This is a genomic window from Mesorhizobium sp. NZP2077, assembly GCF_013170805.1.
GTDB lineage: Bacteria > Pseudomonadota > Alphaproteobacteria > Rhizobiales > Rhizobiaceae > Mesorhizobium.
Map to the genome: position 1 here is coordinate 1026159 of NZ_CP051293.1, position 19895 is coordinate 1046053.

Below are 19895 nucleotides of genomic sequence, written 5' to 3' on the forward strand. Positions count from 1 at the left end.
GTCGTTCTGGCGATCGTTTCGGGCCAGCGCCTGACGGTGTCTTGAGACATAACGAATGATGGCGAGCAGTCTTGCTCGCTATTGTCGTAGCTGGACTTACGAGACCGCGGCAATCCCGCCATGGTTAATGCGCCCTTAACCTTCCCACAGCTAGTCTGACCTCCGAATCTGCCGGAGTGCGTCATGCGCTCGGGTCAGTCAATCACTGACGGGGAAGAGCATGCGTTCAGGGGCTTCAGCACCGCTCGCGCTGGCCGATACGGGGCACGGCATCCAGGCTTTCGCGAGGCGCCAGGTCGGCCGGCTGGTCGGCGCCGGGCTGTTCCTGGCTGTCGCCTTCGGCGTCGCCAGCCTCGCTACCTGGAACGTTGCCGATCCAAGCTTCTCGCACGCCACCAACAACACCGTCACCAACGCCATGGGCTATGCCGGTGCCGTGTTCTCCGACCTCGCCATGCAGTTCTTCGGCCTCGCCGCGGTCGCCGCGCTGGTCCCCGCCGTCATCTGGGGGTATCTGCTGTTTTCGGCGCGCGGCGTCGACAGGCTGCCCAAGCGCGGGCTGTTCTGGTTCGGTTTCGCGCTGCTCGCCGCCGCGATCGCCGGCTGCATCGTCCCGCCCAAGACCTGGCCGCTGCCCACCGGGCTCGGCGGCGTGTTCGGCGACATGGTGCTCAAGATTCCCGGCGTCCTCATCGGCGGTTACCCGACCGGGCTGATCGCCAGCGTGCTTGCCGTTTTGCTGGCCGCGCCGGCGCTCTGGCTGTTCGCCTATGGCGCGGCGCTGATCGGGCGCAAGAACGGCTTCGCCGTCATGGAAGAGCCTGCTGCCGCCGATCCACGCGAAGATGATCTTCTGTTCGACAATGACGAGGATGAGGGCGACGAGGGCATATTGGCGCTCGGCGCGATTACGCATTGGTGGCTCTCGCTGCGTGCGTGGATGCATCGCCGCGCCGTGCGCCGCAGGCAGGAACGGGACGAATACGAGCCGGAGATGGAGCAGCGCTCCACTGCCTGGCGCCGCGCAGCCGAACGGGTCGAATCGGCTGAGTTCGCCGAGTCGCGGATGAGCCAGGACGGCCGCGCCCGCGTCGAGCCGGAATTCTTCGCCGCCATGGTCAATGACCGCAGCGTTTCCGTCGATCCGGACGATGGCGATATCTTCGAGCGCGATGACGCGGACATGGATTTCGACGAGGAGCCCGTCGCCCAGCGCCGTGCGGCGCCAACAGCCAAGGTACAGCAGTTCCGCTCCGACGCCGCCACCCGCGTCGAGGCGCCGGCGGCGCGCCCGGTGCCCGGCGCGCGCGTCCAGCGCGAGGCGCAGACCTCGCTGATCGGCTCGGACACGTTCGAGATGCCGTCGCTGCATTTCCTGTCGGAACCGAAGAACGTGGCGCGAGACCCAAGTCTCTCCAAGGACGCGCTGGAACAGAATGCGCGCCTGCTCGAGGGCGTGCTGGAGGATTTCGGCGTCAAGGGTGAGATCATCGCCGTACGGCCCGGCCCGGTGGTCACCCTTTATGAACTCGAACCGGCGCCCGGCATCAAATCGTCGCGCGTCATCGGCCTGTCCGACGACATCGCCCGCTCGATGAGCGCGATCGCGTGCCGCGTTGCCGTGGTGCCGGGCCGCAATGCCATCGGCATAGAACTGCCGAACGCCAAGCGCGAGACCGTGTATTTGCGGGAGATACTGGCCAGCCGCGATTTCGAAACCACCAAGTCCAAGCTGGCGCTGGCCCTGGGCAAGACCATCAATGGCGAGGCGGTCATCGTCGACATCGCCAAGATGCCGCACGTGCTGGTCGCCGGCACCACCGGCTCCGGCAAATCCGTCGCCATCAACACCATGATCCTGTCGCTGCTCTACAAGCTGACGCCGCAGGAATGCCGGCTGATCATGATCGATCCGAAGATGCTGGAACTTTCGGTCTATGACGGCATCCCGCATCTTTTGACACCCGTCGTCACCGATCCGAAGAAGGCGGTGGTGGCGCTGAAATGGACTGTGCGCGAGATGGAGGACCGCTACCGCAAGATGTCCAAGGTCGGCGTGCGCAACATCGACGGCTTCAACGCCCGCGTCCAGTTGGCGGAGAAGAAAGGCGAGAAGATTTCGCGCACCGTGCAAACCGGCTTCGACCGCCAGACGGGCGAAGCGATCTACGAGACCGAGAATCTCGATCTCGAGCCGATGCCCTATATCGTCGTCATCATCGACGAAATGGCCGACCTGATGATGGTCGCCGGCAAGGACATCGAAGGCGCGGTGCAGCGCCTGGCGCAGATGGCGCGTGCGGCCGGCATCCACGTCATCATGGCGACGCAGCGTCCGTCGGTCGACGTCATCACCGGCACCATCAAGGCCAACTTCCCGACTCGCATTTCCTTCCAGGTGACGTCGAAGATCGACAGCCGCACCATTCTGGGCGAGCAGGGTGCCGAGCAACTGCTCGGCATGGGCGACATGCTCTACATGGCCGGCGGTGGCCGCATCCAGCGCGTGCACGGCCCGTTTGTCTCCGACGACGAGGTCGAGAAGATCGTCGGGCATTTGAAGCTGCAGGGCGTGCCTGAATATCTCGATGCCATCACCGAGGATGATGACGAGGACGACGACGAACCGTCCGGCAAGGGCGGCTCCGGTGGCGGGGGCGGCGGCAATTTCGAGGATTCCGACGACCCCTACGACCAGGCGGTCGCCGTGGTGCTGCGCGACGGCAAGGCGTCGACCAGTTACATCCAGCGCCGTCTCGGCATAGGCTATAACAGGGCCGCCTCGATCATTGAGAAGATGGAAAAGGAAGGCATTGTCGGGCCGGCCAACCATGCCGGCAAACGCGAGATTCTGGTGCCGACCGAGGACGACAAATTCTGATCGCAGGGAGTTCACGGCAACTTTGAACCCCCTGACGCGTTGAGGCGAAGCAGCGCCGCTCTACCGCCAAACTTCAGCCCAACTGGGGGTTCACGACAGCGATAGACACAGGAATCACCAAGCGAGTGACCGACATGAAGAACGATCTTTCCGCACTCAGCGATTTTGCTCCCACCCGCCGCCAGCTGCTCGGCCTCGGCGTTGTCATCGCGGGTGCCGCTGCCCTCAATGTGGTGCCTGGCTTCGAATTGTTGGCCTCGGCGCAGGCCGGCGTGCCCGCCGCCGCACAGAAGATCGCCGACCATTTTTCCTCGGTCAAATCGATGAGCGGCGAATTCGTCCAGTTCGGCCCCAAGGGCGAGCAGACCGGCGGCAAGTTCTTCCTGGAACGGCCGGGCAAGATCCGCTTCAACTATGACGGGGCGTCGAATTTCAAGGTGATTTCGGACGGCAAGTCGGTGGTCATCCTCAACAAGAAAATGAGGACGTCCGATCTCTATCCGCTGTCGAAGACGCCGCTCAAGCTGCTGCTCGACGACCGGATCGACCTCTCAGGCGACCGCGTCAAGAGTGTCAAGGAAGAAGACGACCTCACCACCATCAAGCTTTCCGACAAGTCGGTGTTCGGCAATGCGATGATCACCATGATGTTCGATCCGAAAACCTATGATCTGCGCCAGTGGACGATCACCGACGCGCAAGGCAAGGATACCACGGTGATGATCTTCAACACCAAGGAAGGCGTCAGCTTCGCCCCAGACACGTTTGCCATCGACTATACGGCCAACCGCGAGCTGAACTCCAAGACGCGCTAAGGTACGCGGAAATTCAGATGAGGCCGGCCCGCGAATGGCTGATACCTGCGCTTCCGGCCTTCGCCGGCCGAAGCACTTGATGGTCGGGGCAGTCAAGGCTATGGCCGGCGTAGGCCGGTGCTCGCTTACGAAAAGTACGCTCCGCTCGTCGCAAGGGCGACCCCGGAAGCCACCATTCTCGACTCGGCCTGACCTGAATCCCAGTCCACATTGGCGGCCGCCTGAGCAGGTTCCGGGCATAGCCCGGCTTGTGTTTGTGACGCCCGGCTGGCAGTTTCCGGACTGACTCCCTCAAAAGGCGTCTTCTTCGTCAGGGTCCATCGGTCCTGGCCGGAATCACGCTGTCCCGGACCGCCAATGCCCTTTTCCATCGCCACCTGGAACATCAACTCCGTGCGCCTGCGCATGCCGATCGTCGAGCGCCTGCTCGATGAGTACGCCCCCGATGTGCTGTGCCTGCAGGAAACCAAGGTTCCCGATGAGCTGTTTCCCGAAAAGGCATTCCGCAGGCTCGGCTACCAGCACATCGCCTTCCATGGCCAGAAGGGCTATCACGGCGTGGCGACGGTGGCGCGGCGGCCGATCGAACTGGTCGAAAAACGCCGCTTCTGCGAGGTCGAAGACAGCCGGCATCTGTCGGTGACTGTACGCGCCGGCGGCAAGACGATCCTGCTGCACAATTTCTACGTCCCAGCCGGCGGCGACGAGCCGGATCCCGAGATCAACAAGAAGTTCAAGCACAAGCTCGATTTCGTCGCCGAGATGAACGCCATCCGCGCCGAGCACACCGAAGTGTCCGCCTCGGTGCTGGTCGGCGACCTCAACATCGCGCCGCTCGAGCACGATGTCTGGTCGCACAAGCAGTTGCTCAACGTGGTCAGCCACACGCCGGTCGAGACCGAAAATTTCGAAGCGATGCGGCTGGCCGGCGACTGGGTCGACCTGATGCGGCTCAACGTGCCGCTTGAGCAAAAACTCTACACCTGGTGGAGTTATCGCGCGCAGGATTGGGAAGCGTCGAACCGCGGCCGACGGCTCGACCATGTCTGGTCGTCGCCAAACCTGGTGCCTGATTTCACCGGCTACGAAATCCTGAGAGCGGCGCGTGGCTGGGACCGGCCGTCGGACCATGTGCCTGTCATTGCGCGGTTCGACCTGGATTGATTATTCGGACCGGCGCTTCTCCCATTCCGGCCGCAGCTGCGCCATGACCAGTTCGTCGCGGTGTTCGCCGTTGAAGAACGCACTGCCGCGTGCAATGCCTTCAGCCTTGAATCCAACGGCTTCGTAAGCGCGGCGCGCGCGATGATTGTCCGGGAAAAGGCCGATGCAGAGCCGATTGGCGTCGGTCTCGACGAAGACCCTATCAACCGCTGCGGTCAGCAGCATTCTGCCCTGGCCTTGCCCCGACGCGACGACGGCAATGCGCTTGACCAATGTCACAAACTCGGCAGAGGCCCAACCGCGCAGGATGACGAAGCCGATCGGCAAGGAATCGCCGACGCCGAGAAAATAGGTATGGTTGTCATCGAGGAGAGCCTTGCGATGGCGCGTTTCATCCCAACGCCCGACGAACGCCTCGTAGCCTTCACGCCGTTCGGTGGCCATGATGAAGGGTAGGTCGTTCTCGGTGGCGCGCACAAAGCTGAAAGGTCATGTTCGCATCGCGCCTCTGTCTCTTTGATTTGACGCAATTCCGGAGGGAAAACCGCTTCACACTTTTCCTGGAATTGCTCTATCCCGAAAACCGTGGCGCCAGTTTCTCGATGCGGCGGATCATGGTCTGGAATTCCTCGGAAATGCGCTCGTGGAGTTTCACCGCGACTTCGGGATATTCCTCCAGGATGCGACGGAACATCTTGCGGCTCAGCCGGATCACTTCCGAATCGATTTCGGCCGACGCGCTGGTCAACCGGTTGCTGTCGGCGATCAATGCCAGTTCGCTCAGGATGGTGCCGGGGCCGGCGGTGCCGATCGGGATGCGCTCGCCAGTCTGCTCGCGATAGAGCACGATGCGGCCGCTGACCACGACATAGGCCGAATCGGCCTCATCGTCCTCGCGGTAAAGCTTGTGGTTGGCTTGCAGCAGGGTGTTCTCGGCGCCGAAGGCGAGCAGACGCAGCTGTTCCTGCGTGAAACCCTGGAAGAGCTTCACGGCGGACAGGATGCGGATGTCGTCATCCAGCGCCATCTCTAGCTGCGTCCCCGAACGGTCAGTCCAATCCCTCCTTCACGGGTAGATCCTGAATCTCCTCCAACAGGATCGCACCCGAACGCGGCCCCGCCCAGACCGCTTATTGGATAATGAAATGTTTAAGGAACCAGCTTGTAGCCGCCGCTTTCTGTCACAAGAATTTCCGCATTGGAAGGATCGCGCTCGATCTTCTGGCGCAGCCGGTAGACATGGGTTTCCAGCGTGTGCGTGGTGACGCCGGAATTGTAGCCCCAGACCTCCTCCAGCAGCACGTCGCGCGTCACCACCTTCTGATCGGCGCGGTAGAGATATTTGATGATCGAAGCTTCCTTCTCCGTCAGCCGCACCTTGCCGCCACGTGGGTCGATGAGCAGCTTCTGGCTGGGCTTGAAGGTGTAGGGGCCGACCGAGAAGGTGGCGTCCTCGCTCTGCTCATGCTGGCGCAGCTGGGCGCGGATGCGCGCCAAAAGCACCGCGAAGCGGAACGGCTTCGTCACATAGTCGTTGGCTCCGGCCTCGAGACCCAGAATGGTGTCCGAATCGGTGTCGTGGCCGGTCAGCATGATGATGGGCGCCTTGTAGCCGCCCTTGCGCAGGATCTTGACGGCCTCGCGGCCATCCATGTCGGGCAAGCCGACATCCATGATGAGCAGGTCGATGAGCCCTCCGCGCGCCGCGGTGACGCCTTTTGCCGCAGTAGCTTCCTGCAGCACGTCGAATTCCTCATAGAGGGCGAGTTGCTCGACCAGTGTGCCGCGCAGGTCGTCATCGTCGTCGACGATTAGAATGGTGCGTGAAGTCATGGATCAATCCGTTGTTTTGAAAATGAAATTCAGTTGACCGCTGCGTATTTATGCGGAAGCTGGCCGACACAATAGCCGATCACAGTGATTTGTTCCGTGGCACGATCATACAAGAAAAAACGCGATCGCAATGCAGCCGGCGCAATTTTGCTGAAACGGCTGCGTGTGCTGACCGTTCGGGCAAGGCCTGGCCACCCCAGCCAGGGCCTGCTGCAGGCCGGAAATGCGGTGTTTGCCTGCGCGCTGGGGCGCGGCGGCATCTCTGCCGACAAGCGCGAGGGCGACGGCGCCACGCCGCTTGGCTCGATGCGAATCCTGTCGGGTTATTTTAGGGGAGATCAGTTTGCCGGTGGCCGCCGGACGCGACTGGCGATGACGCCGATCGGGCCCGATCTCGGCTGGTGCGAAGTGCCTGACGACCGCAACTACAACAGGCCGGTCAAGATTCCCTATGGCGCCAGCCATGAACGCATGCGGCGCGACGACCGGCTCTACGACGCCTGCCTGGTGCTCGACTGGAACATCTCGCCGCGCCGCAGGGGACGCGGCAGCGCCATCTTCTTCCACCTGGCACGCCCCGGCTTCACGCCGACGCAAGGCTGCGTCGCGGTGACCGCGCGCACGATGAAGCGGCTGTTGCCGCTGCTGTTGGATAGGACGGTGATGAGGGTGGTGCGGTAGGGCAGTAGGGCAGTAGGGCAGTAGGGCAGTAGGGCAGTAGGGCAGTAGGGTGTATCTTCCGGTGTTGCCTTGATTTTCCCCTACTGCCTTACTCCCCTATTCCCTTACTCACCTCCGGCGCGGCTGCTGCCAGCCGATATCGAGCAGGCCCAGCCGGCCGATCTCGCGGTCCATGGCGCGGCCAATATCCTTGCGGCCAGCGCCGATATCGCGCAGCTGTCGATCGGACAGATCCTCGACGTTCTGGTGCGGAAGATTGACCGCGACCCTGGCCTGACGCAGCCAATCGCGGACCGCCGACAGCCAGGCCGGCGGGGCGGTGTTTGCGGGGTGAAGAGCGATGTGAGACATGATGCGATCCGTTTCTCTCCGGACTTCAAATCCGGTTTAATGGTACTTCGATGCTCGCATCATGCCTGATTGAAATCTTGGGAGGAAACGAGTAGTTTTTGCTCAATCATCAAGTTTTGTTTGAGGATCGAGACGCTATGATCCGCTCTTTCGAAATTATGCGCTGATGTCTCGCCTCCTGCCCGGGACGCGTGCGCTGAGGACCTTCGAGGCGGCTGGGCGTCACCTCAATTTCACCCGCGCCGCCGACGAGCTTGGGCTGACGCCGGCCGCGGTAAGCCACCAGGTCAAGGAAATCGAGGAGCAGCTCGAACTGGTGCTGTTCACGCGCACCAGTCGCACCATGCGGCTGACGGAAGCGGGAAACGTGCTGTTCGAGGCGTCGATCGACGCGCTCGACCTGCTCAACCGGGCAGTGTCCCGGGCGCGCAAGATGACGCGCGGCACGGCGCTGCTGAAAGTGACGCTCGACGCGCAGTTTGCGACAAAATGGCTGATGCGGCGCGTGGACGATTTCCGCCGTCAAAGGCCGGGCATCGAGCTGCGCTTCGACATCACCTACGATGTCAGGGATTTCGAGCGCGATGACGTCGATATCGGCATTCGCTTCGGCACCGGCAAATATCCCGGGCTTTGCGCGCACCGGCTGTTCGACAACATCATCATCCCGGTGTGCAGTCCGGCGCTGCTCGCTTCAGGCCCGCCGCTCAATGAACCGCGCGACCTCTTCGGGCATACGCTGGCGCATATCGAATGGTCGCGGCAAGGCGTCACCTGGCCGAACTGGAGCATGTGGATGCAGGCAGCCGGCGTTGACGACTTCGACGACAGCCGCACCCTCGTCTTCGGCTCCTCGACCGATGCCACGCAGGCGGCACTCGACGGCAACGCCGTGGCGCTGGCCGACTTCGCCATGGTCGCCAACGATTTGTCGCAGGGGCGGCTTGTCCGTCCCTTCGAGCTCGGCATCAAGGTCGCGCCGGAGTTCGCCTATTTCCTGGTCTATCCGCAAACCGCGAAGGACGACGCGCGCATCGTCGCGTTTCGCGAGTGGCTTCTCGAGGAGGCGGCCAAGACCCACGGCACGGAGGCATGAGCCGGCTGCGCCGAGCCCGTCTTCCGGTCACGACCGGGCGTTATGGCCGAAGATCATGCGGGTGTATTTCTTCCACTTCCATTTCAGGCTCTTGTACAAACGCGGGTATCTCTTCGCCGAAATGGACGTCTGAAACGCTCCGTTCTCGCTGCCCTGCTCGACAATCGGCCGCTCGAACCAAAGCATTTCAATGCCGAGCTTCTCGTCCATCTGTTCGACTTGGTGGTCGATCGAGGTGTAGATCTTGTTCTGCTCGATCCAGGCGCAACGGGCTTCGGCGACCGGTCGGGTGATAAGGTAGGAATCGGTGCATCTGGCGTGCAGGGCCGGGTAGAGCCTTTGACCCTTCCGCAATTTCCAGCTCGGCGTGTAGTAGTTGCTGCCATTGCCGAGATAGATGACGGCCTTGCGCGTGGGACTGCCGAGCTCAGCCAGCCCCTGGCGGAACTTGCCGACGAAGTCGCGGGCGAGGAAGACGTCGTCCTCGAAGACCAGGCAATAGGGCATGTCGGTCTCGAGGAAATCGCGCCAGATGCCGACATGCTTCAGCGCCAGCGAGACGGCCGGCGGGTGGGTAAAGGCAGGGGCAATCAGCTCGTTGCGGATCTCCGGGGTGATGTCGGGCCGGTCCCAGTCCGTGTAAAAATAGACCGGCACGCCACGCCGCTCGAATTCGCGGACGATGTGGCGACGCCGGTCGTCATAGCCCTGCTTGACGTGGCAGATCCGGGTGAACACCAGGTCGCGTGGAAATCCGGCTGCCATCGTCAACGCACCGTCTCAGCTTGCCGCGGCGCCGAACCAGCCGATCACCGTGCCGATGATCAGCAGGGCACCCAGCCAGTGGCCACCGTCGATGAGGGTCAGGTCCCAGCCGAAATTCTCGTAGCGATGGTTGACCGACAGCGTCGTGGCGACAAGACCGAGCCAAAGCACGAAGCCGAAGATAAGCCCGGCAAGCCATGTCGGCTCACCACCGGTCATCGCGCCGACAACCAGCGCCATGATGGTGGCCATGAGCAGTTCGGCGACGAAGCTGATGACGAAAGGCAGCGGCGATTTCTTCATCGTCGCTGGATCGAGCCTGGCGGCCTTCAGCCACGGCTTGCTCAACGCCATGTACCAGCCGGCGCCGAACAACCAGGCAACGACGGCGGCGGCGATCACCGCCAGCCAGTTCACTGCTGAAAAATCCATGAGCTTCCCCCTCCAGATGCAAGCCGTGCGGCGTGCGTGCACTTTGTATCAAGCGCTTCGGCGATGGCGTCAAGCAAAGCGCCAGACGGTGGTGCGCTTGACCAGGGAATCCTCCAGTGCCCGGGTGACGGCGACCTCATAGACCGCAAGCGGCTCCAGGCCGGCTTTGGGCATATACGACCGGCCGGGATCGCCGACGAAGATCTCCGCGCCGCGCGCCTTGAGCGTTGCGAACCACGGCATCAGGCTATCGGCGAAGGATTTGTCGTAGAAAACGTCACCGGCGAGAATCACGTCCCAGCCGGCATCGGTGCCGATGCAGTCCGTGCCGAGGAATTCGATCCCGACGCCATTGGCCTCGTTGTTGAGGCGGATCGCGGTGGCGCAGAACGGGTCGATGTCAGCGGCGATCACTTGAGCAGCACCCGCCTTGGCGGCGGCGATGGCGACAAGGCCGGAGCCCGAGGCGAAGTCGAGCACGCGCTTGCCCCGCACCATGTCCGGGTTGTCCAGGACATAGCGGGCGAGGCCCTGGCCGCCGGCCCAGGCGAAGGCCCAGAAGGGCGGCGGCAGGCCGATCTCGACCAGTTCGTCCTCGGTCCGCTGCCAAAGATCGTGCGCTTCATCGGCGAGGCGCAGAACAATCTCCGGCACATGCGGCGACGCCATCAGCGCCGTGTTGTCGAGAATGAATTGCTTGGCGCTGTGCGGGGTCAGCGCCGTCACGGAGCAGGCGTCAAGCCGCCCATGCGGCAGACTTCCTTCCATTCCGCCGGGGTGACCGGTTGCACGGAAAGCCGTCCGAGCCGCACCAGCGCCATCTCGGCAAGTTTTGGGTTGGCCTTGACCTGTTCCAGCGTCGGCGGGTTCGGCACGTCCTTGACGGCGCGGATGTCGACGCATTCCCAACGCGGATCGTCGGAAGTGGTGTCGGGGTGGGCCAACGCGCAGACTTCGGCGATGCCGACGATGTTGAGCCCCTCATTGGAATGGTAGAAGAAGCCGAGATCGCCGATCTGCATCGCCTTCATGTTGTTGCGGGCGGCGTAATTGCGCACGCCGTCCCATTGCGTGCCGGCCTTGCCCTTGGCCTTCAGCATCTCGAAGGAGAACTTGAAAGGCTCCGATTTGAACAGCCAGTAGTTCATTTTTTCTCCTCCTTGCGAGCCAATCGCGGGCTATCGGAAATTAACTAGCCGCCGGCTTGTTGAACGTCCAGTTCCACTGGCGGATTTCGACGCTTTCGAACAGCCCGGCCTTGGCATAGGGGTCGGCGGCCGACAAGGCCTGCGCGGCGGCCAGATCGGGCGCTTCGACGACCACGAGGCTGCCATTGGGCTTGCCGTCGGCATCGAGGAACGGACCGGCAAAGGCCAGTTTCTTCTCCGCATTCAGGCCTTCGAGGAAGGCGACATGCACGGGCCGCGTGTCGAGGCGCACCTGCAGGCTTCCGGGCTTGTCCTTGCAAACAAAAGCAAACAGCATTGTCTTCTCTCCACAGTGGTCGGGATCAATCGTTGGTTTCGGTCTTCAGCGGCCGGGTCATCAAGGCCGTTACGGCCTGGCGGATGGTGATGGTGCCGTCCAGTATGGCGGCGACGGCGGCGATGATCGGCGCGTCGATGCCGCGCTCCGCGGCGATGCGGGCGGCGATCGCCGCTGTCGGCACGCCCTCGGCCAGCGGCAGCCCGGCAAGCGCCTTGCCTTGCCCGAGCGCCAGCCCATAGGCGAAATTGCGCGATTGCGCCGACGAGCAGGTCAGCAGCAGGTCGCCAAGGCCGGAAAGGCCCATCAAGGTCTCTGGCCTGGCGCCGAAGGCGGCACCGATGCGGCGCAGCTCGACGAAGCCGCGCGTCACCATGGCGGCCTGGGCGCTGGCGCCGAGCCCGGCGCCGGTGACGGCACCTGCGGCAATGGCAAAGACGTTCTTCAGGGCGCCGCCGATCTCGACGCCGATCAGGTCGTCGCTCGAATAGCAGCGCAGGTTCTCGGCGGAAAAGCGGGCGGCAAGGTCGGCGGCAAGCGCCTCGTCGCCGGCGGCGACCACGACCGCTGTCGGCAAGCCCCTGGCAACATCGGTGGCGAAGCTCGGGCCCGACAGCGCGGCGACCGGGTTTCGCGGCAGGATCTCCTCGACGATTGCCGACAGCAAGGCGCCGGTGTCGCGCTCGATGCCCTTGGCACAGAGAACAAGCGGGATGCCAGGAGGCATATGGTCTTTCGCCGCCGCCAGCGTCGCCCGCAAGGACTGCGCCGGCGTCACCGCCAGCACGCAATCGGCGCCAGCGAGCGCTGCCTTGATGTCTGATGTTGCCTCGATGCCGGGCGCAATCGCAATGCCGGGCAGATAGCGCGGGTTCTCGCCACGGCCGATCGCGGCCACGGTTTCCGGGTCGCGCGCAAACAGCCGCACCGCATGGCCGGCGCGCAGCATGGCCAGCGCCAGCGCCGTTCCCCAGGCGCCGCCGCCGAGCACGGTGACGCGCCAGCTGCCTTTGCCCGGATCGTTGGCTCGACCAATCATGCCTTGGCTCCGCGACGGCCGGAACCGACCATCGGCGCCGAGATGCTGTCCAGCGGCCAGCGCGAGCGCGGCACGAAATCGAAGCCGTTTTCCTGCGCCATGCCTTTCCTGAGCCGTTCGATGCCGGCCCAGGCGATCATCGCGGCATTGTCAGTGCAAAGTTTCAGCGGCGGCGCGACGAAGGTGAAGCCGGCGTCAGTGCAGAGCCGCTCCAGCGTTGCCTTGATGGTGCGGTTGGCGGCGACGCCACCGGCAACCACCAGCGCGGGCTTTTCCGTGCCGGGGAATGTCTGGCTGAAGCGGGCCAGGGCGCGCGAAACGCGGTCGGCCAGCGCATCGGCGACCGCCGCCTGGAACGAGGCGCAGATGTCGGCGACATCCTGGTCGCTCAGCGGCTCGATGGCCGTTGCCGCCTGGCGCACGGCGGTCTTCAGGCCGGAGAAGGAGAAGTCAGGCTGCGGCGAGCCCTTCATGGGCCGGGGGAAGGCAAAGCGTGAGGCATTGCCGCTCTGTGCCGCCTTTTCGACATTCGGCCCGCCGGGATAGGGCAGGCCAAGCATCTTGGCGGTCTTGTCGAAGGCTTCGCCGAGCGCGTCGTCGATGGTGGTGGCCCAGCGCTGATAGTCGCCGACGCCGCGCACGGCGAGGATTTGCGTGTGGCCGCCGGAGACCAGCAGCAGCAGATAGGGGAAATCGAGCCCATCGGTCAGCCTTGCGGTCAAGGCGTGGCCTTCGAGGTGGTTGATGGCGATCAGTGGCTTGCCTGCCGCAGCCGCAATCGCCTTGGCCGTCATCAGCCCGACGATCAGGCCGCCGACCAGGCCGGGGCCGGCGGTGGCGGCGATGGCATCGATATCCGCAAGGGCCGTGCCCGAATCGGCAAGGGCCGCCTCGATGATGCCGTCCAGCGCCTCGACATGAGCGCGCGCGGCGATCTCCGGCACGACACCACCGAAGGCGGCATGCTCCTCGATCTGGGAAAGCACGACGTTGGACAGGATTTTCGGCGCGGAGTCGCCCTCCAGCGCCACGACACTGGCGGCGGTCTCGTCGCAACTCGTCTCAATGCCCAGAACGCGGATCAATTCGTCGCTATCCCAAGAGATTGTTTATCGGGCCTTTCCCCTTTAGGAGAATGCCCGGAAAGGCCTCGGTTATTTTAGCCGCATTTCTGCGACGCCAAGTGGCTCCACCTGGCTGCAAAATGCTCCGGCCGGGGGTTATCACGGACGGCGCGTCATGCAAACAACCTTGAAAATCGGAACACGCGGCAGCCCGCTGGCGTTGGCCCAGGCGCATGAAACCCAGGCGCGGCTGATGGCCGCGCATAGCCTGCCGGCGGAAGCGTTCGAGGTCGTCGTCATCTCGACCAGCGGCGACCGCATCCAGGATCGACCGCTGTCGGAGGCGGGCGGCAAGGGCCTGTTCACCAAGGAGATTGAGGAAGCGCTGCTCGCGGGTGCGATCGACATCGCCGTGCATTCGTCGAAGGACATGCCGACGCAACTGCCCGAAGGCCTGGAGCTCTCCGCCTTCCTGCCGCGCGAGGACGCGCGCGATGCCTTTGTCGGCAAGGCGGTGAGGACGATCTCCGAACTGCCGCACGGGACAAAAATCGGCTCGTCGTCGCTCAGGCGGCAAGCACTGATCCGCCGCATGCGGCCGGATCTCGACGTGGTGATGTTCCGCGGCAATGTGCAGACGCGGTTGCGCAAGCTAGACGAAGGGGTCGCCGCCGGCACCATCCTCGCCTATGCCGGGCTGAAGCGGCTGGGGCTCGAACATGTCGTTACCGACCTGATACCGCTCGACATCTTCCCACCCGCACCCGGACAGGGCGCGATCGGCATCGAGACCCGCGTTGGCGACCGCGACGCCGAAAGGATGCTGGTGGCGATCCATGACGTGCCGACCGGACAGGCGCTGGCTTGCGAGCGCGCCTTCCTGGCCGCACTCGACGGCTCCTGCCGCACGCCGATCGCCGGCTATGCGGCGATCGAGGCCGGAAAGCTCTCTTTCGCAGGCCTGATCATCTCGCCAGATGGCACCCAGTCGCACACGGTCGAGTTGCAGGGGCCAGCGCAGGATGCCGCCCGCATTGGTAATGAGGCCGCGCGGACGGTGCGGGCCAGGGCCGGCGAAAAATTCTTCGACGGCTGGCTCTGAAGATGCTTCGCGTCCTGGTGACCAGACCGAAACCGGGCGCATCGCGCACGGCGCGGCGGCTTCAGGAAATGGGATTCCAGCCGGTTGTTCTCCCGCTGACCGAAACTGTGGCCTTGCCGGTCGATGCCGAACTCATTCCAGATGATACTGTCGCCGTTGCTGTCACCAGCGCCAATGCCGTGCGCCATGCTTCAAAAGAGGTGATCGCGGCGCTTGCTGCTCTGCCTTGCCATGCGGTGGGGGCGAGAACCGCTGAAGCGGCGCGCAAGATGGGTTTCTCTACGGTCATCGAAGGCGCCAGTGATGCCGAGGCGCTGGCCGACAGCATTGCGGCGGCGGTTTCCGGCAAGGCAATCGCCTATCTCTGCGGACGCGTGCGGTTTCCGGTGTTTGAGCAGCGGCTGGAAGCGGTTGGTGTCCAGGTCCGCGTCGTGGAGACGTATGATACGATCCCGGTGCGTTATTCGGACGAGGCCATCGTTGCACTGCTGTCCGGCGAACCGGTCGATGCGGTGCTGCTCTATTCGGCCAAGGCGGCGGCCGCGATGCAGGTTCTGGCCAAACGGCTTGCTCTGCAAGAGGCCTTTGAAAAGACGCGTTTTTTCGTGCTTTCCGCGCGCATCGCCGCTGCCTTCAACGACGGCGCTGGCAAAGCAATCGGCATTGCCGCACGGCCCGACGAGGAGGCGCTGCTGGCACTTTTGCGGGTGCTGCCCTGAGCCGCGTCATCACACCGCCCCTTTTCACCGCTTGGTGATGTGCTAGACCCTTTCTGAACCATCACGCGCCGCCAGGCGTTGAGACGAAGCGAATTTGCGGAGCCCCGGCATGGTCAAGACGCCGAAGATGCGACACTCGAAAAGCCGCCGCGAGCCGGTGACCATCGATCTCGAGCCGGGCGCCGTCTCCCGCATCGTCGACGAGGATGCCGCCAGGCCGGAGTCTGACGCCGAAGAAGCGCTGGTGGAGACCACCTCTCAAGCAGAGATTCCTGAAGAGCCGGTGCATGCCGACCAAGCCGATCTCGAGCCTTGGGAGCATGCCGATACCGCCGCAGCATCGCTCGAAGCAAACACATCTGCGGAGGCCAAAGCCAACGAGCCGGAGCTGCCCTATCCCGGTTCTGATGCGCCAGCCAATCGCGCCAAGGCCTCCGACTACAATTTCGAGGACGCATCGGCGAAGCGCAGCGACGACAGCAAGGAAAAAACCGAGACACGGGGCGAAAAGATGGCGCCGACACCTCCTCCGGCAAAGCGTGGCGGCCTCAACGGTATTGCCGCCGGCATTATCGGGGGTGTCATCGCGCTGGTCGGCGCCGGCGGCCTGCAATTTGCCGGCCTGCTCGGAGCGCCGGGTTCCGGCGCCGGTGTCACGCTCGACGGCGTCAATGGCGAGATTGCTTCGCTGAAAAGCGACATTGCCGGCCTGAAGGAGGGCGGCGGCAACAACGATGCAGCGGCCAAGGTGGTAGGGCTTTCCTCGGGGCTGGAGCAGGTAAAGGCCGATGTCGCGGCGCTGAAATCGGCGGTCGAACAAGGTGGCGCGGGCGACAATGCCGGGCTCGCCGCCCTTGGCGACAAGGTCAAGCAGATCGAAACCGCGGTCGCTGCCCTCGGCAAGGCCGGCAGCGCAGCACCGCTCGATCTTGGCCCGCTCAACGAAAAGCTGGCCAGCCTCGATGCGCTGGTGAAGTCGGCGGGCGAAGCGGCGAAGGCGCAGGATGGTAGGCTCACCGCGCTGGAGCAGTCGGTATCGCAGCTTTCCGGCAAGGTCGAGGCGGCGGCAGGACAGCCGAAGATCGCGCTCGCCATAGCCGCGTCGGCTTTGAAGTCGGCGCTCGAACGCGGCGCGCCGTTCTCGGCGGAACTCGATACGCTGGCTGCGATTTCACCCGACGCGCCGGAGCTCGCGACCTTGCGGCCCTATGCCGAAAAGGGCGTGCCGACCCGCACCGAGATCGCCTCGCAGATGGATGCCGCCGCCAATGCCATGGTCGCCGCTGCTACACCGGTCGATCAGAATGCCGGCTTCCTGCAGAACCTGATGTCGAGTGCCGAGTCGCTGGTCAAAGTCCGGCCGATCGGCGCCGTCGAAGGCGCCGGAGCGCCGGAAACGGTGGCGCGCATGGAAGTGGCGGTCACCCAGGGCGACTATGCCAAGGCGCTCAGCGAGTATGACAAACTGCCCGAAGCGGTGAAGGCGGCGGGTGCCGACTTTGCCGGCAAACTGAAGGCGCGCATCGAGGTCGAAACCCAGGTCGACGCATTGATCTCCCGCGCGATGAAGGCATGAGGGCAACACGATGATCCGCCTGCTCGCCTTCCTCATCGTCGTTTTCGCGCTCGGGCTGGGCTTTGCCTGGTTGGCCGACCGGCCGGGCGACATGGTCGTCACCTTCAACGGCTATCAGTACCAGGTCAGCTTGATGGTGGCGGCGGTGGCCGTCGTTACCGTCGTTGCCGCTGTGATGATCCTGTGGTGGCTGGTCAAGTCGCTGTGGAACAGCCCTTACACCATCTCGCGCTATTTCCGCGTGCGCCGCCGCGACCGTGGCTATCAGGCGCTGTCGACGGGCATGATCGCAGCCGGCGCCGGTGACGGCGCGCTGGCCCGCAAGAAGACCAAGGAAGCGGCCAAGCTGATCCGTTCCGACCAGGAACCCCTGATCCATCTGCTCGAAGCGCAGGCCTCGCTGCTCGAGGGCGACCATGAAGGCGCGCGCCAAAAGTTCGAGAGCATGCTCGACGATCCCGAAATGCGCCTGCTCGGCCTGCGTGGGCTCTATCTCGAAGCCGAACGGCTGGGCGACCGCAACGCCGCCCGGCACTATGCCGGTCGCGCCGCCGCCGTGGCGCCGCAACTGGCCTGGGCTGCCGAATCGACGCTGGAAGAGCTGACCGCGCGCGGCGACTGGGATGGGGCCTTGAAACTGGTCGACGCGCAGAAGTCTACGCGGCAGATCGAACGCGACGCCGCTAACCGCCGCCGCGCCGTGCTGTTGACCGCCAAGGCGCAGGCGCTCGCCGGCAGCGATCCTGCGACGGCAAGGACGGCGGCACTGGAGGCGAACAAGCTCCGGCCGGATTTCGCGCCTGCCGCCGTTGCCGCCGCCGCCGCCCTGTTCAAGCAGAACGACGTGCGCAAGGGCTCGAAGATCCTCGAGACAGCGTGGAAGGCCGAGCCGCATCCGGAGATCGCCGAGCTCTATACCCATGCAAGGCCGGGCGATGCCGTGCTCGATCGGCTCAACAGGGCTAAGAAATTGCAGGAGATGAAGAAGAACCACGCCGAATCGTCGATGACGGTGGCGCGGGCCGCACTCGACGCGCAGGATTTCCCGACTGCCCGCCGTGAGGCCGAGGCGGCGATCCGGATGGACCGCCGCGAGGGTGCCTATCTGCTCCTGGCCGATATCGAGGAGGCCGAGACCGGCGACCAGGGAAAGGTACGGCAGCTGCTGTCCAAGGCGGTGCGGGCGCCGCGCGACCCGGCCTGGGTCGCCGATGGCGTGGTGTCGGAGCGCTGGGCGCCGGTATCGCCGGTCAGCGGTCGGCTGGACGCCTTCGAGTGGCGCGCACCGATGGAGCGGCTTGGCCAGTTGATCGACAGCCGTGACGAGGCGCCGGACGCTGCAGTTGTCGCAATCGAAGCGCCGATCAGACCGGTGTCGGAAAAGCCGATCGACGTCGTCGATCATGCTGTCCAAGGCAGCGAGGCCGCGGGCAAAGGAACCGATAGAAGCGAAGACCACGTCACGCCGGTCACGGCCGCTGCCTTCGCGGCCGTGCCGACCGATGCGGAGGCCGTCGAGCCGGCGGAAGAACTGGCGCGCTTGCCGGACGATCCAGGCGTCGATCCGGACGAGGAAGCGGAAAAGTCGCCACGCCGGTTCCGGCTGTTTTGATTTTGGCCATCGGGTGATTTGACTTGGCCTTTGGGCCGTTTGGGAATGGATTGATGTTCGAACGCGTTCTGTCGTTTCTCAGGGATCTACCAGCCGGCTCCAGCGCGCATGCCAGCACGGATGATCCGCGCGTCGCGGCTTCGGCGTTGCTCTACCATGTGATGAATGCCGACGGCGTGCGCCAGGATGTCGAATGGGAGCGGTTCAAGGCGGTGCTCTCCGAAAGCTACTCGATCAGCGGCGCCGAACTCGAAGCGCTCGCCGCCGCCGGTGAGCGTGCCGACAACGAGGCGATCGATCTCTATGCCTTCACCAGCGTGCTCAAGCGTCATCTCGATGCGGAGGGGCGCAAGGCCTTCATCGGCCTGATGTGGGAGATCGTCTATGCCGATGGCGAGCTGCATGAGCTCGAGGACAATACGGTCTGGCGTGTCGCCGAACTGATCGGCGTCGAGCGTCACGACCGGGTCGAGGCGCGCCGCAAAGCGGCGGCGCAGGCGCCTGGTGCGCGTGGAACGTCGAGCGACGAATAGACGGGGATCTCGCCTGACGATGCCGCGCCAAACGAGTTCGAAGCCAAAAATCCTGATCGTGCTGCATCAGGAGAATTCGAGCCCCGGACGCGTCGGCCACATGCTGCTCGAAGAGGGTTTTGAGCTCGACATCCGCCGCCCGCCACTCGGCGACACCTTGCCGGAAACGCTGGATGGCCATGCCGGCACGGTAGTGTTCGGCGGACCGATGAGCGCCAATGACGACGACGAATTCGTCCGCCGCGAGACCAACTGGCTGGAAATTCCGCTCAGGGAAAACCGGCCATGTCTCGGCATCTGCCTCGGCGCGCAGATGCTGGTCAATCATCTCGGCGGCAAGGTCGAGGGGCACGGTGAAGGGCTGGTCGAGATCGGCTGGTATCCGCTCAAGGCGACCGAGGCCGGCAGGAATTTGATGCACTGGCCAGACATGGTCTACCAGTTCCACCGCGAAGGCTTTTCATTGCCAAGAGACGCGACGCTGCTGGCGACGGCCGATACCTATCCCAACCAGGCCTTTCGCTACGGCGACAATGCCTGGGGCATCCAGTTCCATGGCGAACTGACAAGGGTGATGATGCAGCGCTGGGTGGTGCGTGGCGCCCATCGCTTCGAATTGCCGGGCGCGCAGCCCGGCCGCGATCACCTTGGCGGCCGGCTGATCTGGGACATGCATCTGAAGCGCTGGCTGGACGAGTTCTTGCGGATGGTGTTCGGGACGCCGGTGGTGCGATAGCTCCCTCTCTC

Annotated in this window: 22 protein-coding genes; 11 read left to right on the forward strand and 11 right to left on the reverse strand. The window is 64.1% G+C overall.

Annotated elements, in window-relative coordinates; genetic code table 11:
• Positions 1-220: 220 nt before the first annotated feature.
• The 3 genes from HGP13_RS04965 to HGP13_RS04975 all read left to right on the forward strand — a co-directional run bounded on the left by HGP13_RS04965 (position 221) and on the right by HGP13_RS04975 (position 4860).
• A complete protein-coding gene (locus HGP13_RS04965; protein ID WP_172222284.1) occupies positions 221-2881 on the forward strand; it encodes a DNA translocase FtsK in 2661 nt (886 codons plus the stop codon).
• A 134-nt stretch (positions 2882-3015) separates the two neighbouring features.
• A complete protein-coding gene (locus HGP13_RS04970) occupies positions 3016-3696 on the forward strand; it encodes an outer membrane lipoprotein carrier protein LolA (protein ID WP_172234610.1) in 681 nt (226 codons plus the stop codon).
• Between the two features lie 357 nt (positions 3697-4053).
• On the forward strand, positions 4054-4860 hold the full coding sequence (locus HGP13_RS04975) for an exodeoxyribonuclease III (protein ID WP_172222286.1): 807 nt from the start codon (positions 4054-4056) through the stop codon (positions 4858-4860).
• On the opposite strand, the gene HGP13_RS04980 is transcribed toward HGP13_RS04975, so the two are convergent.
• From HGP13_RS04980 to HGP13_RS04990, 3 genes are all read right to left on the reverse strand, one after another.
• Complete coding sequence (locus HGP13_RS04980; protein WP_246707285.1) at positions 4861-5337, reverse strand: GNAT family N-acetyltransferase; 477 nt, start codon at positions 5335-5337, stop codon at positions 4861-4863. It abuts the gene before it with no gap.
• A 94-nt stretch (positions 5338-5431) separates the two neighbouring features.
• Complete coding sequence (locus tag HGP13_RS04985) at positions 5432-5887, reverse strand: cyclic nucleotide-binding domain-containing protein (protein ID WP_027031869.1); 456 nt, start codon at positions 5885-5887, stop codon at positions 5432-5434.
• Between the two features lie 122 nt (positions 5888-6009).
• A complete protein-coding gene (locus HGP13_RS04990) occupies positions 6010-6693 on the reverse strand; it encodes a response regulator transcription factor (protein ID WP_010912284.1) in 684 nt (227 codons plus the stop codon).
• Positions 6694-6837: 144 nt separating this feature from the next.
• Here HGP13_RS04990 and HGP13_RS04995 point away from each other — a divergent pair, with 144 nt between their 5' ends.
• Complete coding sequence (locus HGP13_RS04995) at positions 6838-7374, forward strand: L,D-transpeptidase (RefSeq protein WP_172234612.1); 537 nt, start codon at positions 6838-6840, stop codon at positions 7372-7374.
• Positions 7375-7482: 108 nt separating this feature from the next.
• Here the strand turns inward: HGP13_RS04995 and HGP13_RS05000 are convergent, their stop codons facing one another.
• The gene (locus HGP13_RS05000) at positions 7483-7725 is read right to left on the reverse strand and encodes a hypothetical protein (protein ID WP_172222288.1); all 243 of its coding nucleotides are present in this window, start codon (positions 7723-7725) and stop codon (positions 7483-7485) included.
• 166 nt (positions 7726-7891) lie between these two features.
• Between HGP13_RS05000 and gcvA the strand changes: the two genes are divergently transcribed.
• Positions 7892-8821, forward strand: coding sequence for a transcriptional regulator GcvA (gene gcvA / locus HGP13_RS05005; protein WP_172222290.1), 930 nt, complete (start codon positions 7892-7894; stop codon positions 8819-8821).
• Positions 8822-8848: 27 nt separating this feature from the next.
• Here gcvA and HGP13_RS05010 read toward each other — a convergent pair whose 3' ends face one another.
• From HGP13_RS05010 to tsaD, 7 genes are all read right to left on the reverse strand, one after another.
• Positions 8849-9586 (reverse strand): glycosyltransferase family 25 protein, encoded by a 738-nt coding sequence (locus HGP13_RS05010; RefSeq protein ID WP_246707286.1) that lies wholly within the window; start codon positions 9584-9586, stop codon positions 8849-8851.
• 15 nt (positions 9587-9601) lie between these two features.
• On the reverse strand, positions 9602-10018 hold the full coding sequence (locus HGP13_RS05015; protein ID WP_172222294.1) for a DUF1761 domain-containing protein: 417 nt from the start codon (positions 10016-10018) through the stop codon (positions 9602-9604).
• A 69-nt stretch (positions 10019-10087) separates the two neighbouring features.
• A complete protein-coding gene (locus HGP13_RS05020; protein ID WP_172222296.1) occupies positions 10088-10786 on the reverse strand; it encodes a methyltransferase in 699 nt (232 codons plus the stop codon).
• Positions 10741-11166, reverse strand: coding sequence for an EVE domain-containing protein (locus HGP13_RS05025; protein ID WP_172222299.1), 426 nt, complete (start codon positions 11164-11166; stop codon positions 10741-10743). The genes HGP13_RS05020 and HGP13_RS05025 overlap by 46 nt, the downstream gene beginning before the upstream one ends.
• Positions 11167-11206: 40 nt before the next feature.
• On the reverse strand, positions 11207-11503 hold the full coding sequence (locus HGP13_RS05030; RefSeq protein WP_027042903.1) for a YciI-like protein: 297 nt from the start codon (positions 11501-11503) through the stop codon (positions 11207-11209).
• A 25-nt stretch (positions 11504-11528) separates the two neighbouring features.
• Positions 11529-12542 (reverse strand): NAD(P)H-dependent glycerol-3-phosphate dehydrogenase, encoded by a 1014-nt coding sequence (locus HGP13_RS05035; protein ID WP_172222302.1) that lies wholly within the window; start codon positions 12540-12542, stop codon positions 11529-11531.
• Positions 12539-13624: a tRNA (adenosine(37)-N6)-threonylcarbamoyltransferase complex transferase subunit TsaD gene (gene tsaD / locus HGP13_RS05040; protein ID WP_172234613.1), complete on the reverse strand. Its 1086-nt coding sequence runs from the start codon at positions 13622-13624 to the stop codon at positions 12539-12541. Before tsaD ends, HGP13_RS05035 begins: the two co-directional genes overlap by 4 nt.
• 157 nt (positions 13625-13781) lie before the next feature.
• On the opposite strand from tsaD, the gene hemC reads away from it, so the two are divergent.
• From hemC to HGP13_RS05070, 6 genes are all read left to right on the forward strand, one after another.
• Positions 13782-14708 carry a hydroxymethylbilane synthase gene (gene hemC / locus HGP13_RS05045; protein WP_172222305.1) on the forward strand — a complete coding sequence of 309 codons (927 nt, stop codon included), beginning with the start codon at positions 13782-13784 and terminating at the stop codon, positions 14706-14708.
• 2 nt (positions 14709-14710) lie between these two features.
• Positions 14711-15427, forward strand: a complete 717-nt coding sequence (locus HGP13_RS05050) for a uroporphyrinogen-III synthase (RefSeq protein ID WP_172222307.1) — start codon at positions 14711-14713, stop codon at positions 15425-15427.
• Positions 15428-15536: 109 nt separating this feature from the next.
• Entirely contained in the window at positions 15537-17003 is a 1467-nt protein-coding gene (locus HGP13_RS05055; RefSeq protein ID WP_172222310.1) for a COG4223 family protein, read from the forward strand.
• A gap of 10 nt (positions 17004-17013) precedes the next feature.
• Complete coding sequence (locus tag HGP13_RS05060) at positions 17014-18615, forward strand: heme biosynthesis protein HemY (RefSeq protein WP_172222312.1); 1602 nt, start codon at positions 17014-17016, stop codon at positions 18613-18615.
• Between the two features lie 53 nt (positions 18616-18668).
• Entirely contained in the window at positions 18669-19148 is a 480-nt protein-coding gene (locus HGP13_RS05065; protein ID WP_172222315.1) for a TerB family tellurite resistance protein, read from the forward strand.
• 19 nt (positions 19149-19167) lie between these two features.
• Positions 19168-19884 carry a glutamine amidotransferase gene (locus tag HGP13_RS05070; protein ID WP_172222318.1) on the forward strand — a complete coding sequence of 239 codons (717 nt, stop codon included), beginning with the start codon at positions 19168-19170 and terminating at the stop codon, positions 19882-19884.
• The last annotated feature ends 11 nt before the right edge of the window (positions 19885-19895 follow it).